This is a genomic window from Sphaerotilus montanus (genome assembly GCF_013410775.1).
In the GTDB taxonomy this organism is placed as follows: domain Bacteria; phylum Pseudomonadota; class Gammaproteobacteria; order Burkholderiales; family Burkholderiaceae_C; genus Sphaerotilus; species Sphaerotilus montanus.
This window is the reverse complement of the sequence record NZ_JACCFH010000001.1, coordinates 3,612,721-3,627,657: the sequence shown is the minus strand read 5'-3', so window position 1 is coordinate 3,627,657 and position 14,937 is coordinate 3,612,721. Positions and strand designations below refer to the sequence as shown.

At 62.4% G+C, this 14,937-nt stretch carries 9 protein-coding genes; 7 read left to right on the top strand and 2 right to left on the bottom strand.

Going from position 1 to position 14,937, the window contains the following annotated elements:
- The first annotated feature begins 47 nt into the window (after positions 1-47).
- The gene (locus BDD16_RS16520; protein ID WP_179634959.1) at positions 48-3,146 is read left to right on the top strand and encodes a type III restriction-modification system endonuclease; all 3,099 of its coding nucleotides are present in this window, start codon (positions 48-50) and stop codon (positions 3,144-3,146) included.
- A 74-nt stretch (positions 3,147-3,220) separates the two neighbouring features.
- On the opposite strand, the gene BDD16_RS16515 is transcribed toward BDD16_RS16520, so the two are convergent.
- Together BDD16_RS16515 and hsdR are read right to left on the bottom strand one after the other, a co-directional pair.
- Positions 3,221-3,772 (bottom strand): N-6 DNA methylase, encoded by a 552-nt coding sequence (locus BDD16_RS16515; RefSeq protein ID WP_246332579.1) that lies wholly within the window; start codon positions 3,770-3,772, stop codon positions 3,221-3,223.
- 107 nt (positions 3,773-3,879) lie between these two features.
- Positions 3,880-7,371, bottom strand: a complete 3,492-nt coding sequence (gene hsdR, locus BDD16_RS16510) for a type I restriction-modification system endonuclease (RefSeq protein WP_179634958.1) — start codon at positions 7,369-7,371, stop codon at positions 3,880-3,882.
- Between the two features lie 1,017 nt (positions 7,372-8,388).
- Between hsdR and BDD16_RS16505 the strand changes: the two genes are divergently transcribed.
- The 6 genes from BDD16_RS16505 to tolQ all read left to right on the top strand — a co-directional run bounded on the left by BDD16_RS16505 (position 8,389) and on the right by tolQ (position 14,936).
- A protein-coding gene (locus BDD16_RS16505; protein ID WP_375139092.1) for an IS3 family transposase occupies positions 8,389-9,590 on the top strand; the annotation gives its coding sequence in 2 pieces (ribosomal slippage) (positions 8,389-8,677 and positions 8,677-9,590; 1,203 coding nt in all).
- Between the two features lie 85 nt (positions 9,591-9,675).
- On the top strand, positions 9,676-11,292 hold the full coding sequence (locus BDD16_RS16500; RefSeq protein WP_179634957.1) for a site-specific integrase: 1,617 nt from the start codon (positions 9,676-9,678) through the stop codon (positions 11,290-11,292).
- Positions 11,282-13,303 (top strand): hypothetical protein, encoded by a 2,022-nt coding sequence (locus BDD16_RS16495; RefSeq protein WP_179634956.1) that lies wholly within the window; start codon positions 11,282-11,284, stop codon positions 13,301-13,303. The genes BDD16_RS16500 and BDD16_RS16495 overlap by 11 nt, the downstream gene beginning before the upstream one ends.
- Positions 13,275-13,757: a hypothetical protein gene (locus BDD16_RS16490; RefSeq protein ID WP_179634955.1), complete on the top strand. Its 483-nt coding sequence runs from the start codon at positions 13,275-13,277 to the stop codon at positions 13,755-13,757. Before BDD16_RS16495 ends, BDD16_RS16490 begins: the two co-directional genes overlap by 29 nt.
- A 115-nt stretch (positions 13,758-13,872) precedes the next feature.
- Complete coding sequence (locus BDD16_RS16485; protein WP_375139079.1) at positions 13,873-14,217, top strand: YbgC/FadM family acyl-CoA thioesterase; 345 nt, start codon at positions 13,873-13,875, stop codon at positions 14,215-14,217.
- Positions 14,214-14,936, top strand: a complete 723-nt coding sequence (gene tolQ, locus BDD16_RS16480) for a protein TolQ (RefSeq protein WP_179634953.1) — start codon at positions 14,214-14,216, stop codon at positions 14,934-14,936. The genes BDD16_RS16485 and tolQ overlap by 4 nt, the downstream gene beginning before the upstream one ends.
- Position 14,937: the final 1 nt, after the last annotated feature.

Here is a 14,937-nt window from a genome sequence, read left to right as displayed (position 1 = left end):
GCCCTGTATATCTGCCTAGTCTTGCATATATTAATCTCATCGCTTTCATGAAACTCCTTTTCGAATCCGACTTGCTGTACCAGCAGGCGGCCATTGACGCCATCTGCGGCCTGTTCCGCGGCCAGGAGGTGTGCCGCTCCGAGTTCACAGTGACGGCCAGCACCTTCGCTTCAGGCACGCAGGCATCGTTCGAAGGCCGGCAGTTCACCGAGTCTGGCGGTGTCGGTAACGCTCTCAGGTTGCTACAGGACGAGGAGATCAGCGAGAACCTTGCGGCCATCCAACTCCAGAACGGCCTGAAACCGACCGGCCCGCTGCCCGACAAGGCGCCGCTCGATTTCACCGTCGAGATGGAAACCGGCACCGGAAAAACCTACGTCTACCTGCGCACGGTGTTCGAACTGAACCGCCGCTATGGCTTCACCAAGTTCGTGGTGGTCGTGCCCTCAGTGGCGATCAAGGAAGGCGTCAACAAGACGCTCCAGATCACCCGAGAGCATTTCGAGTCGCTTTATCCCGGCGCCAAGGGCTATGAGTTTTTCCAGTACGACTCGGCCCGGCTCGGCCAGGTGCGCAACTTCGCGACCAGCCCGAACATTCAGATCATGGTCATCACAGTCGGTGCCATCAACAAGTTCGGCGATGAGCAGGAAGCCGCCGAGGAGGAGGCCGACGAAGCCCTGCGTCGCGAGAAATCGAAGAACGTCATATACCGCGCCAGCGAGAAAACCGGTGGCGAGAAGCCGATCGACCTCGTGCGCGGCACACGTCCGATCCTGATCGTGGATGAACCGCAGAGCGTGGACGGCGGTATCGATGGCCGTGGCCGCAGGGCTATGGCGCGCATGCACCCACTGTGTACCTTGCGCTACTCGGCCACCCACGTTGACAAGTACCACATGGTTTACCGTTTGGATGCTGTGGATGCCTACGAGCAGAAGCTGGTCAAGCAGATCGAGGTGGCCTCTGCCACTGTAGAGCAGGGCTTCAACCGGCCCTACGTCAAACTGCTGGGGGTGACCAACAAGCGCGGTGTCATCACTGCCACGGTCGAACTCGACGTGCAGCGCCGCACGGGGCATGTGCAACGGGAAGTGGTGGTGGTGCAGGACGGCGACGATCTGGAGCAGACGACAGGCCGCGCCCTATATACCCACCTGCGCATCGGCACGATCCGAGCGGCCAAGAAGGACGAACTGCTGGAACTGCATGTCCCCGGCGGCCAGTCATACCTGCGACTCGACGACAGTTGGGGCGGCACCGAGCCGCTGGCCATTGAGCGGGAGATGATCCGCCGCACGATCAAGGAACACTTCGACAAAGAGAAGCGCCTGCGTCCGATGGGCATCAAGGTGTTGAGCCTGTTCTTCATTGACGCAGTGGACAAATACCGTCAGTACGACGCCCAGGGGCAAGCGCACAAGGGCGTCTACGCGACGATCTTCGAAGAGGAATACCGCCGCCTGGCCGGACATCCGGACTACCGCGAGTTGTTTCCTGGCGTGGACCTGAGCGTGGCGGCGGACGAGGTCCACAACGGCTACTTCTCGATCGACAAGAAGAAGGTCGGCGGCAAGTCGGTGGAAGTCTTCAAGGACACCCGAGGTGATACCGCGACCGACAACGACACCTATCAACTGATCATGCGCGACAAGGAGCGGCTGCTCAGCTTCGCGTCGCCGCTGAAATTCATCTTCAGCCACTCGGCGCTGAAGGAAGGCTGGGACAACCCCAACGTCTTCCAGATCTGCAATTTCAGCACCCGAGAGACGGAACGCTGGCGCCGCCAGACCATTGGCCGCGGCCTGCGCCTGTGTGTGAACCAGGAGGGCCAGCGCCTGCGCGGCTTCGATGTCAACACGCTGACGGTGATCGCCAACGAGAGCTACCAGCAGTTCGCGGACAGCCTGCAGAAGGAGATCGAGGCCGACGGATTCCAATTCGGTGTCGTGCCAGACCACCTGTTCGCCGGAGTATCGGTGCTGCAGCCTGGAGGAACCCAGCAACCGCTCGGGTTCGATGCGTCCAAGATGCTGACGGAGCACCTGCGCAAGCTGAAGATGATTGATGCCAAGGGCAAGGTACAAGACAGCCTGCGGCAAGCCATCAAGGCGGGAGTGCTGTCGCTACCGCCGGAGGTCGAAGCACAGCGCAGCCAGATTCTGGAGATGTTGCGCAAGGTCACTGGCAAGCTGGAGATCAGGAATGCCGATGAGAGGCGCTCGGTGCCGGTGCGCCGAGCTGTGCTCGACAGCCCTGAATTCAAGGCACTTTGGGATCGGGTCAAGTACAAGACCACCTACCGCGTCGAATTCGATAACGACAAGCTCGTCCGCGACTGCACCTATGCGATTTCACAAGCTGCACCCGTCAGCAAGACCCGACTGCAATGGCGCAAGGCCGGTATGGAGATCGGGGAGGCTGGCGTGACAGCCGTGGAGCGCAAAGGCTCGGAGTTGGTGGTGCTCCACGACAGCGACATCGAGCTGCCTGACCTGCTGACCGAATTGCAGAACCGCACCCAGCTCACCCGCCGCAGCATCGCCAAGATGCTCGTGGACAGCGGACGCCTGGACGACTTCAAGCGCAACCCGCAGCAGTTCATCGAAACCGTGGCCGACGCGATCAACCGCTGCAAGCGGCTTGCTCTGGTCGATGGAATTCGCTACGTGCGCTTGGGTGACGCGCACTACTACGCGCAGACCTTGTTCGAGAAAGAAGAGCTAACCGGCTACTTGCGGAACTTGGTGAGCGACACCGAGAAATCGGTCTATCAGTCCGTGGTCTGCGACTCGAATACCGAGCGGGACTTCGCCGAGGAGCTGGAGCGCAACAGCGACATCAAGGTCTACGCCAAGCTGCCGGGCTGGTTCAAGGTTCCGACCCCGCTGGGCAGCTACAACCCGGATTGGGCTGTGCTGGTCACGACGCCCGAAGGTGATCGCTTGTACTTTGTCGTGGAAACGAAAAGCACGCTCGACGGATTCGACCATCGGCGTGATGAGGCGGCCAAGATGGACTGCGGTGCGGCGCACTTCAAGGCGCTGAAGGAGATGAATGAGTCACCGGCCGTCTACGGCAAGTTCTCCAGTGTGAGTGGGCTCATTCAGCAGGTGCAGTCTTCTGTAGGTGATCAACAAAGTTGACTAGCTCAGTAACTGTTTGATTTGTAAAGACTTTTCAACTTCAAACTTTCCAAGTTCAGTCGCAAAATTAAGTGTTAAGTCGCATCAATTGATGGAATTAACACCGGATCCTGGATCGTCTCGCCCGGCTGCGGCTGCATCAGGTGGACGATGCTGTCGATCAGCGGCCGGGGGGTGAAATACTGGCCCGCCCCGCTCTTGGTCTCGCTGGCGTTCTTCTCCAGCAGCCCTTCGTACAGATCGCCCAGCCCGTCCTTGGCCGCGCTGAACCAGTCGATGCCCTCCAGGCTTTTGATGAGCTGCTCCAGATGCCGCGCTTCCTTCAGCCGGGTCTGCGCGTCGGCGTAGATCGCGGCGATCAACGGATCGGTGCTCTGGCTCAACTGCAGCAGCGTGCTGCGGTAGTGGTTCAGCAGGTTCAGCCCGCTCAGGCCCAGCAGCGTCTTCCAGCGTGCGAACTCCGGCAGCTTGTGCGCCTGCAGCACGCCGTTGTCCGCGTTCTCCTGCTCCATCTTGATGAACAGCAGCAGCACCAGCTCGGTCACGTAGTCGCTGTAGTTGATGCCGTCGTCGCGCAGCACGTCGCAGAGGTTCCACAGCTTCTGGACGATGTCGTTCTGGGTCATGGGAATCGATTCGGTTCTAGGGGGTCAGGAAATGCGCACTTCGGGATTGTCGGTCAGCCCCTGCGCTGGGCCGGACTGGCCGGCGTCAGACGGACGAGCCCGCGAACTCAGGCCGCCTGAGGCCAGAGATGCTCGGCCAGCGCGTCCATCACCTGCGTCAAGCCGCCACCAAGCTGGCGATCCAGCCCGCGCTGCCCGCCTTGCTCGGCAAAGGCCCGGTTGACGAAGGCCGCGTCGATCACGACCTCGTGCGTGAGCTGCTTGGCCAGCCGCTCCAGCCACTTGCGCTGCACCGGCGTCCAGGTGCGCAGGCCGTAGACCCGCTGCATGGCCTGCGCGACCCGCTGCTCGAAGGGCAGCAGCGCCTCGCCCAAGGCAGCCTGCCGGATGTAGCCGACGATGCTGGCGGCGATCTCCACCTGACTGCGGTTGCGCCACGCCGACTTCAGTTGCGCCTCGCTGTAGCCGTTGGCGTCCAGCAGCAGCCGCACCTCGCGCAGTTGCTCGCGGGTCAGATCCTTCGGCCGGTTGACCACCACCGCCAGCGCCACCGACTGGTTGACCTGCTCGCGCACGAAGCGGGTGAAGCTGTCCAGATAGTCCTCCGGCTTGGCGTAGGCACCCCAGCTCTGCTCCCGCGCGACCAGCTCGTCGGCATGGTCGGACAGGATGGGACCGTAGGCCGAGCCCATCAGCACGCGCACCTCGGCGAGCTGGTTCAGCAGCCCTGCGTGCTGGCCCAAGAATTCGGCCGCGGGCTGTGGCCCCAGGCTGTGCAGATGCTGGTGCAGCTTCTCCGGCGGTACGCCCCATTGCTGCTCCAGTGCCTCCAGCCGGGCCTTGAGCTTGGCGCCCTTCTCGGTCGGCTGCTCCGCCTGGTGGCGGGCGGTGCGCAGCACGCGCATGAGCTTCTGGCCGAGCTGGTCGAGCACATCATGCGCATGGCTGCGCTCGGGCTGGCTGCCGGGCAGCGCCAGACTGGCCGGGTTGCGCAGCTCCTCGACCAGTTGCGCCAGCGTGACGTTCGGATCCTTGACCAGCGGCTGCATGGTGTTGACCGGGTCCAGCGCCGCATAGAGATCGACCGGGTCGTAGATGCGGAACACGGTCTTGCCGATGTCGTCACAGCGCCGCGTGGCCCGGCCGATCATCTGCTCGTACAGGATGCGGCTCTTCACCCGCCGCATGAACACCAGATGGCAGATGGCCGGCACGTCGATGCCGGTGGTCAGCAGATCGACGGTGATGGCGATGCTGGGCAGCGCGTCGTTCTTGTAGCGGCGGATGCGCTGCTCGACCTTGTCGCTCGCACCTGTGATCTTGCGCACCGCGGCCTCGTTGTAGTCGTCCTGGTAGACGGCCCGGAACGCCTCGTCGAGCAGCCGCTTGACCATGTCGGCGTGGGCGTCGGTGGCGCAGAAGATCAGCGTCTTCTCGGCGCTGAAGGGGTCGATCTCCTGGGCGAGCTGTTCGCAGATGACGCGGTTGAAGTGTTCGCTGATGACCTTGCGGTTGAAGCTCTCGATCTGGAAGTCGAGTTCATCGTCGAGTTCGGCGGCCTCGATCTCGCCAGTGTCCAGGTGCAGCACCTCGACCTGTTCGCCCTTGTCGAAGTGGATGCCCTTCTGGCTGAGCAGGGTCTGGTAGCGGATGGGCGGCTCGTGGTCGATCAGCCAGTCTTCGGCCACGGCCTCGCGGTAGGAGTAGGTGAAGATCGGCTTGCCGAAGATCTCGGTCGTGTGGCGCGCCGGGGTGGCGGTCAGGCCGATGCGCACGGCGTCGAAGTAGTCGAGCACGCGCCGGTAGCTCGACAGGTACTGGGCGTGGTCGCGCAGGGCCAGCTCGCCCTCGGTCATCTCCTGGTCAAGCGTGTAGCCGCGGTGGGCCTCGTCCACGATCAGGCAGTCGTAGGTGTCCACCGGGGGCGGGTTGTCGCTGCCGAACAGGCGCTTGACCATCGCCTGCACGGTGGCGACCTGGACCCGGGTTTCCGCCTCGGCGGCCATGTCGCCCAGCTCGGCGATGTTGTAGATCTTGCTGAGCGGCTGGTTCGATTCCAGCGGGGCTTCGTTGAAGGCGTCCTGGGCCTGCTGTCCCAGCGCCGTGCGGTCCACGAGGAAGAGGATGCGCTTGAAGCGCTCGGCCTTGAGCAGCCGGTAGACCAGCCCGATGATCGTGCGCGTCTTGCCGGTGCCAGTGGCCATCGCCAGCAGGCAGTTGCGGCGGTGGTCGGCCAGCGCCGCTTCGACGGCGCCGATGGCGCGCACCTGGTAGTCGCGCAGTTGCAGGTAACCGTAGGGCTCGGCCTGCAAGCGCGTTTCCGCCTCCTCCCGGCTGCGCTGCAGCAGATCAAGCAACCCTTGGGGCGAGTGGAAGCCCGGGAGTGAGCGAGCCGTGTTCGACGGTGCCCGCACATCACGGAACCAGGTGCCGCTGACCTCGGCCAACTGCTTGACCTGGGGTCGGCCGTTGCTCGAATAGACGAAGGGGATGTGGAAGTGCGCGCCCTGACCGTCCGGCCAGGGCTCGGTGCGTCCTTCCTGCTGCCAGGCGGTCGGCTGATGGGCCTCGGGCGTGTGGCTGCGGGCGTAGCGTTCGGCCTGCCCGATCTTGCCGGCGACCTGGATGTTCTGGCGCTTGGCCTCGACCACGGCGATCGGCGTCAGACCAGCGAACAGGAGGTAGTCGGCCGATTGCCGGCCGCCCATGGGCCATTCCGCAATCGCCTTGTACCGGCCGCGCTCCGGTCGGGCGCCGCTGGCGTGGGTGAGTCGGGTGGTGTCGGCGTCCCAGCCCGCTTCAATCAACTGCAGGTCGATGACGAGCCGGGTGGTGGCCTCATCCATCTGCAGATGGGTGGCGGCTTCGGCGGCGCGGCGGGAATATCCGGCTAGGGTCTCGCCGCCTACGGGCTGGGTGGTGCGCTGCGCCTGGGCGTTCAGGCGGGACTCGAATTCCGCTTGCAGCGAGGCATAGCGCTGGCTGGCTTCTTCGGCGAGCTGCTGATAGACGGCGTTTTCTTCCTGGGCGTGGCGCGCCATGGTGCGTTCCTGCTCGGCCTGGGCTTCGAGGAGCCGGGTGAGCTGTGCCTGCTGGGTCTGTGCGGTCTGGGCGTCGGACAGCTCGCCGCGCAATTGCTCCAGTTGCTGCTGCAGCGTGGCCAGCTTCTGGCTGGGGTCGTCCGGCAGGCGGAAGGGGCCGGGCTGGAACGACGGATTCGAGCCGAAGGTGCGGTGGAACCAGACGGCCAACTCCCGCGCCACGCGCAGGGCTTCCAGTCCTTCGCGGTAGCCAATGCCGTGCTGCACCTCGTGTGCGGCGGCGTTGCCGGTGCGGCGCAGCAGGTGGAAGAGCTGGCGCACCTGGGCGTCCATGCCCAGCCGGGCATCCACGGCGCGCAGCAGTTCGGCCTGGGTCGGCTGCACGAGAGCCACGCCGACACGGGCGGCGATGTCACGGGTGATGGCTTCGGCCAGCAGGCGCAGCTTGAGCACGCAGCTCGACGGGTCGAACGGGTAGAGCCGCTCGGCCGTGGCGCCGAGATCGGCCAGCAGCGTCGAGTGCTCGACCAGGAATGCGAAGTTGCTCGGACCCGTCATGTGTTCCCCCTCCCTCTCTGTGCGATCAGCCTCCGGCGCCACTGGTGTCGTGTGCTCGGAAGCGTCTTGGCAATCTAGCCCAGAGGGTGGGTGGTGGCCCGGGTGCAGAGCGGGCCGGGGCGGACGAACTGCGTGATTCTTTTAACGATCCGAGATGGCGGTTGCGGGAAGCAGCTCCGGTAGGCACCTCCACGTCGTCGTCAAGCTTGTGCCCGTCGCAGCACTGACTGGGCACGCTGCCGAGTGCCACCTCCAGCCCTCCGACATGAAGCTGCCGCGTGAGCCGATCGATCTTGTCCAGCTCACCCGCAAGACCTCGGCAATCGCCTGACTGCCAGCGCCTTCAGCCTCGTGCCGGTGACTCGTCGCGGTTCAGCAGGAACGGCGTGTAGACCTCCACCGAACGGCTCCTGCAGCGTCCATCGGCAGGGCCATTGCGACCCGAAAACGGAAAAGTAGCGGGGGCGGTTTGCGGCGTTATATCGTCGCAAATCAACTAATTTGAAGACACTTAGGCAATTTTAGACTCTGTTGCAATCATGACACAAGCATTGACTTGACGCTACTACAACGCAAAAGTGCCACCTTCAGACCTGCCATGTGGCACCAGGATTGATATCTGTTCTGCAACTTTTGGGATCCGAACAGGCCCCAAGCGTCCTCAATGCGCAGCTCGCCACCCACCATCGTCTCTGAAGGACGTAGGTGTGTTGGCGCCAGACCAAGTCTCGGTCGGCGTCAACAACCTGCTGTTCGTCGCGACAGCGAATCGGCTGGGGACGATTGACGCGGCGCTGATGTCGCGGATGCAGCCAGTGCTGGTGCAGACGCCGGAGCGGCAGCGGTTCGGGTCGGACTCGGGAGACCCGGAAAGAATTCCCGAGGCAAGGTCTTTCTCAAGAGCCCCAAGAAATTGTCAACCATGCCTGATGTTCCTCTGCCCGATCTGAGTTTTCCCGGGGTGGCCTTCGGCCCACTGTCCTGGTCTAATGATTTCGCACACACCGATAGGTGGAAATCACCTGGACAACGAACGTGACGAACACGAAACGAAGAGTCTTTGACGCGAGCTTCAAGCTGCAGATCGTGCAGATGATCCGGTCGCAGGGCCTGGGCATTGGCGAGGTCTGCCGGGACATGAAGCTGGGCGAGACGGCGGTGCGGCGCTGGCTGGCACAGGCCGATGCGGAACAGCTGGGGCAGCCTGGCATCGGCAAGCCGTTGACGGCGGAGCACCAGCGCATCCGCCAGCTCGAAGCCGAGAACAAGCAACTCCGGGGCGACGTAGAAGTTTTAAAAAAAGCATCGGCCTTCTTTGCCCGGGAACTGCGATGAGCTTCAAGCTCGTCGGGCAACTGCAAGAGAAGGCCGCGGTGGTGGAGCAGGTTTGCCGGGTGCTGGGCATCAGCCGCTCGGGCTACTACGCGGCCCGCAGGCGCAGCCGAATGCAGCCGGCGGTGTGCGAGGCCAGCGTGCAACTGAAGGCGGCATTTGCGGCCAGCGGCGGGGCGTACGGCAGCCGACGGCTGCGCACGGCGGTGGCCTCGCGTGGCATCGTCATGGGGATCTACCGCGTGCGCCGTTTGATGTGCCAGCATGGTCTGCGCTCGACGTGGAAGCGCAAGTTCGTGCACACGACCGACAGCAAACACGCGCTGCCGATCTCGCCCAATGTGCTGGCCCGACAGTTCAACCCGACGCGGCCCGATCAGGCCTGGGTCGCCGACATCACCTACATCCGCACGCGCAGCGGCTGGCTGTATCTGGCGGTGGTGCTGGACTTGTTTGCGCGCAAGGTGGTGGGCTGGGCGATGGCCCCGGACATGCAGGCCGGGCTGGTGTGCCGGGCGTTGCAACTGGCCATCGTGCAGCGCCAACCTGCGCCGGGCTTGATCGTCCACACGGATCGCGGCAGCCAGTACGCCAGCGCGGCGCATCAGGCGCTGCTGGCCAGACACGGCCTGGTCGGCAGCATGAGCCGCAAGGGCAACTGCTGGGACAACGCGGTGATGGAGCGCTTCTTCCTGAACCTCAAGATGGAGCGCGTCTGGCAGCGCGATTACGCCAACCATGCCGAGGCCACGAGCGACATCGCCGACTACATCGTCAGCTTCTACAACAGCGTGCGTCTGCACTCCACACTGGGCAACTTGCCACCCAATGCCTTCGAGCATCAATCGGCAATCACACAACCTATCGGGCTGTGCGAAATAACTTGACCAGGACACACAGGAGACCTCCTGGGACTTGAAGCCATGGCTTTTCAAAGGTGGGACGCAGGTACCCGTAAGAGACGTGGACTCAATGATCGAGGCCGGCAAGTTGGGTCGCCCCCTGATCGAGCGGATTGAACTCGTGCGCCTGATTCGTGAATCGCTGCTGAACTACGTCGACGGGGGTGGGCGAAGGAAGACGGTGCTGGGTTGTATCGAGAAGCTGAGACTGTTCTTGCGATGGGCCGATGAGTCCAGTACCCAAGCGCTAAGCCTCGCCACCGTCGAAGAGTGTTACCGGCACTGGTGCGATGCACTTTTGCATCGGGCTCGGGTAGGGCGTGGCCTCCTAGAACGCACCGCCTACGGCTACGGCAGCAAAGTCGGCTGGGTCTTGGACAGGGTTTTGGGACGCGCCACCCCCCTCATCAAGAGCACCCGACTCAGAAGTCGAAAGCGCGGTCCTCGGGCGGTCAGCCCCACCACCGACAAACAGAACCTGGAAGAGGCATTCGCCTTCGGTCGCTTCCTGCTGGACCTGGCCGACGGCCTCTCAGTCGAGGCGATTTGGGGGCCATTGCCCCTGCAGATCCTTATGCGCAATGGCAAAACACTGGAACTCTGGTCTGGGCTCAAGTCACCCAATACGCTGAAGCCGCCGAACCCAAAGTGGCCTGCCCAATCGCGACAAGCAGAACAGCGTGCAGCCCAGAATCGCGCTGATTGGCAGGCCGATAGGACGTATCGAACCCGCTATTCAGTTATCAACTTGCGCATCACAGCCGAGATGTTCATGTTGATGGGTCAGTCGGGAGTTAACCTCGCCCAATCTCATCAACTGCGCATGGATCAGTGGCGCTTCAAGCCCTCCAGCCAGGGCTACGAAATCCGCACCTACAAGCACCGCCGCTGGGGCCCAGTGGTCTTCCAAATCTATAGCGAATACCGCGAAGTCTTTGATCGCTACCTTCATTGGCGAAAGGCCATCTTCCCAGAGGACCCGGATGGATTGCTGTTCCCCTCTTTGGGCAAAAACGGCACCCCCGCACAACGCCGGTCGGATGCCCCGCCGAATTTCAAAACCCTACAAAAGATATCCAAACGCGCCGGGGTCGCGTTCGTCGGCCCGCAGGCTCTGCGCAGCACCAACGTGAACTGGATGCTCCGCCGAACGGCCGACCCCGACCTCACGGCCGAGGAGAAGCAACACGCCAAGCAAACCCTGATCAGGGTCTATGAAAAGCCCAGCCTGCAGCGAGCTATGGTGCAAACACAGGTGTATTGGGCGGAGTACGACCCCACCATGGCCCCCCCTGGCCCAGGCACCTGCACGGGCAAAAATCCTCACCCGGTGGCAGACATGCCAGCCACCGCGGTGCAGCCGGACTGCATGACACCTTCTGGCTGCCTTTTTTGCGATCACCAGCGCGACATCGACAGCCAAGACCATGTATGGTCTTTGGCGAGTTTCAGGTTCCTCAAATCTTTTGAGGAAGTTGAGGCGAAATCGAATATGAACCAAAACCCAGCGCAGGCTGCGATAAATCGCATCACGGCTAAACTGAACTTCATTGAAGCCAGCAGCTCGGAGCGCGCCCAGTGGGTGAAGGAAGCCCTGCTTCGGCTAGATGAAGAGCGCTATCACCCCGCTTGGAAAGGGCTCATCGAGAGCCACGTGAAGACCCCCAGGAACCACTATGAAACTTGACCTCCTGGGCTTGCACATTGACAGCCCCATCGTGCATCCGAATGCTGCAAATTTCAGGCCCCCGAGTTGGCCCCCACCGCCTGACTGGCCCCCCATACTCGATGCTAATGGAGAGTCGGCGTGCTTCTACCGGGACTCCATCTGGCCGCTCGATGTGTGGGCAGGCACGGCGCGCAAGATGAATTTCGGGGATGGGAAGTCAACGAGAGGTGCCCGCATTGACCCCGCCAATGCCGAGCTTCTGCGACAGTGCATAACCTGGTTCATGTATGGCCCTAGGGGTTGTCGAACGGCTGGGGCGCTCAATCATAAATTCATTTCAATCAAACCCCTGTTTGCCATTTGCAGCCAAGAGGGCGTCCTAGCCAGCGACCTGATGCGCTTTGACGCGGTGATCGACAAGGTGGCGCAAGCATTGGCAAAGTCGAATTTCGGCCATGTCCTCAGCTACCTGCATGACCTTTTGGACGCGAGCGAACTTCTGGGGTTTTGCTTGCTGAACCAAGAGGGCTTGGCGCGACTTACCAAGCTGCGACCTGCGCACGAAAGAGAACAAACGCCCTACATCCCCCCGCGCATCTGGACCTATCAACTCAAGCGACTGCACGCGTGCATGCAGGACTACACCGAGCACCAAGATCGCATTGAGGACTGTTTTCGATTCTGTCTAGAAGCGTATGCCGCGAGCCATGGCTCGCTCAAGGCGGCCATGAGTTCGACGGCCGCCACAAGTAAATCACCATTCCCAAACAGGCCATCCAAGACTTCCAAAGGAGCCTTCAAACTGACGGCTGACCGCTTTGGCGTCACCGATTTGCTGGAGCGCTGGACTGGGCCGTTTACCAACGAGAAGTCCGAGAAGCAAATCATCAAGCTCTCTCAGTACCTGGACCTAGTCTCCAAGGCGGGCTTGGCTTATTTACTCAACTTATCTCTCATGCGCATCGAAGAGGGCTACAGCCTGCGCTCGAATTGTCTCCTGGTCGAGCATGACAAGACGTATGGCGACATCCCCATGCTGGTGGGCGCGACGACCAAGACCGACCCTGATTCGGATGCACGCTGGCCGGTATCCAAAAGTACCCTGACTGCGATAGAAGCCATGAAGCACATCGCCGCTCTACGCATGCTTTGTGCCCGCGAACGTGACGACCTGGGCATCACTGGAGAAGACAAAGTAACGCCCTACCTGATGTCCTACCAGTATGAACCTTGGAGCAAAAGCAAACATAAACCCTATGGCACAAGGCCAAAGCCTTCGGCTTATCAGCAGGTTCTCTCCTCTTATCCCCTCTTGCTGGACAACGAGCAAATTACGATCACGGCGGAAGATCTGCGGATCGCACTGCAGATCACGCCGACCTTGAATCAGGACGCCTTCAAAATCGGGGTGGCTTGGCCCTTCGCCTACCATCAATTGCGCCGCACCGGAGCGGTCAACATGCAGGCATCAGGCTTGGTGGATGAACCATCCTTGCAGTTGCAGCTCAAACATCAGACCCGTGCGATGACGCTTTACTACGGCCGCAACCACTCGCGCTTAGTGCTCAATGAAGAGACGCGAACGATGTTTCTCAAGGCCATGTACCAAGAACAGGCACGGGCGTTGAGTGCCATACCGGGCCCCCAGTTCGTCAGTCCATTGGGCGAGACACGCAAGGCTGCCATCGTGCATCTGATCGCCGAGAAGGATGCTGTCGCCCTCAGCAAGGCCATCAAGCGAGGCGAAGTCAGCGCGCGCAACATCCGCGCTGGCTTTTGCTTCAACGCCCGCCCCTGCCCGTATGGTGGTATCGAGTCCATCACGCACTGTCTCGGGGAAGAGGATAGCAAGGGCTGCCCCGACCTGCTACTGGACAAAACCAAAGTTGGCGACATCAAGCGCTACGAGAAGGCCGTTGACGATCAGTTGGCAGTTGTTCATCCTGATTCCCCCCGCTGCCGAGCCCTCCAAGGCGAGAAGCGCTCAATCGAGAAGTTCTATGCCCACGCCCAAGCCAAAAACTGCTGAGACCAACTTCCGCGAGGCCTTTGAGCGCCTGAAGTCCGGAGTACCCAAGGTCTTGCCAGCGGGCACACCTGTGAGCCAAAACAACGTCGCCAAGGAAGCCGGTTGCGACCCCTCTGCGTTGCGCAAGGCGCGGTTCCCTGGCCTCGTCGAAGAGATCCAAGACTACCTCGCCACGCACGGGCATGAACGCCCGACTTCTGAGCGACAACGCCTGCTCAAAGCCCGCCAGGTCTCACGCGGCAAAACGGAGACCATCGCCAGCCTCAAGGTGCAACGCGACGATGCAGTGTCACGGCTGGTCGAGGCAGATGAAGTAATCGGCAGCCTCACCCTCCGCGTCAGGGACTTGGAGGCGAGATTGGAGAGTCTTCAGCCTCGCGCCAGCATCATGCCCGTGGCCGCCGCCAAGCCCAAGGCCATCCTGCGAGCCATGGACATCATGGACCAGAAGTAGGCGACAATCGCGCCCGATGTATGGACAGTGCTTCGCCCGCAAAAAACGCCTATTTTCAAGACATTCTGGTTATGTCCATGGGTGTTCAACACGCCGGTCGCTCGACGCCGGCGGCGTGGTGTTTTACGCCAACTACCTGAAGTTCTTCGAGCGCGGCCGCACCGAGTGGCTGCGTGGTCTCGGCTTCTCGCAGGAAGCGCTGCGCCGTGACGAGGCCGCGATGTTCGTCGTCAGCGACACGACCGTGCGCTACCTGCGGCCGGCGCGGCTGGACGATGAAGTCGTCGTCACCGTGCGGCTGGCCGAGTCGGGCAAGGCCAGCCTCGTCATCGACCAGCAGGCGCTGCGCGGTGGCGAGGTGCTCGCCGAAGGCCGCATCCGCATCGGCTGCGTGGACGCACAGACGCTGCGCCCGCGCCGCATTCCCCCCAACCTCCTTGCCTCCATCGGACCCGCATGAACCAGGACCTGAATATCCTGCAACTGATTCTCCACGCCAGCGTGGTCGTCCAGATCGTGATGGCCATCCTGCTGATGGTGTCGCTGGCCAGCTGGGCCGTGATCTTCAGCAAGATCGTCGGACTAAAGAAGGTCCGCCAGGGCAACGACCAGTTCGAGCGCGACTTCTGGTCCGGCCGCCACGTCAACGACCTCTACCAGCAGAGCGAGCGCAACGCCCAGCACGCCGCCCCGATGGAGCGCATCTTCACGGCCGGCATGCGCGAGTTCCTGAAGCTGCGCGAACGCCGGGTGAGCGACGGCGGCGCGCTGCTGGATGGCGCCCGCCGCGCCATGCGAGCGAGCTGCCAGCGCGAGCTGGACGTCGTCGAGTCGCACCTGTCGTTCCTCGCCACCGTCGGTTCGGTATCGCCCTACGTCGGCCTGTTCGGCACGGTCTGGGGGATCATGCATGCCTTCACCGGGCTGGCGAACCTGCAGCAGGTCTCGCTGTCCACCGTGGCCCCCGGCATCGCCGAGGCGCTGGTGGCCACCGCGATCGGCCTGTTCGCCGCCATCCCGGCCGTGATCGCCTACAACCGCTTCGCGCGCGACATCGACCGCATCGCGATGCAGCAGGACAACTTCATGGAAGAGTTCTCCAACATCCTGGCCCGCAACGCCAACCAGTCGGTCGGTGCCACGGCCTCTGCCCCGGTCTCCGCACCGGGTCGGCTCTGAC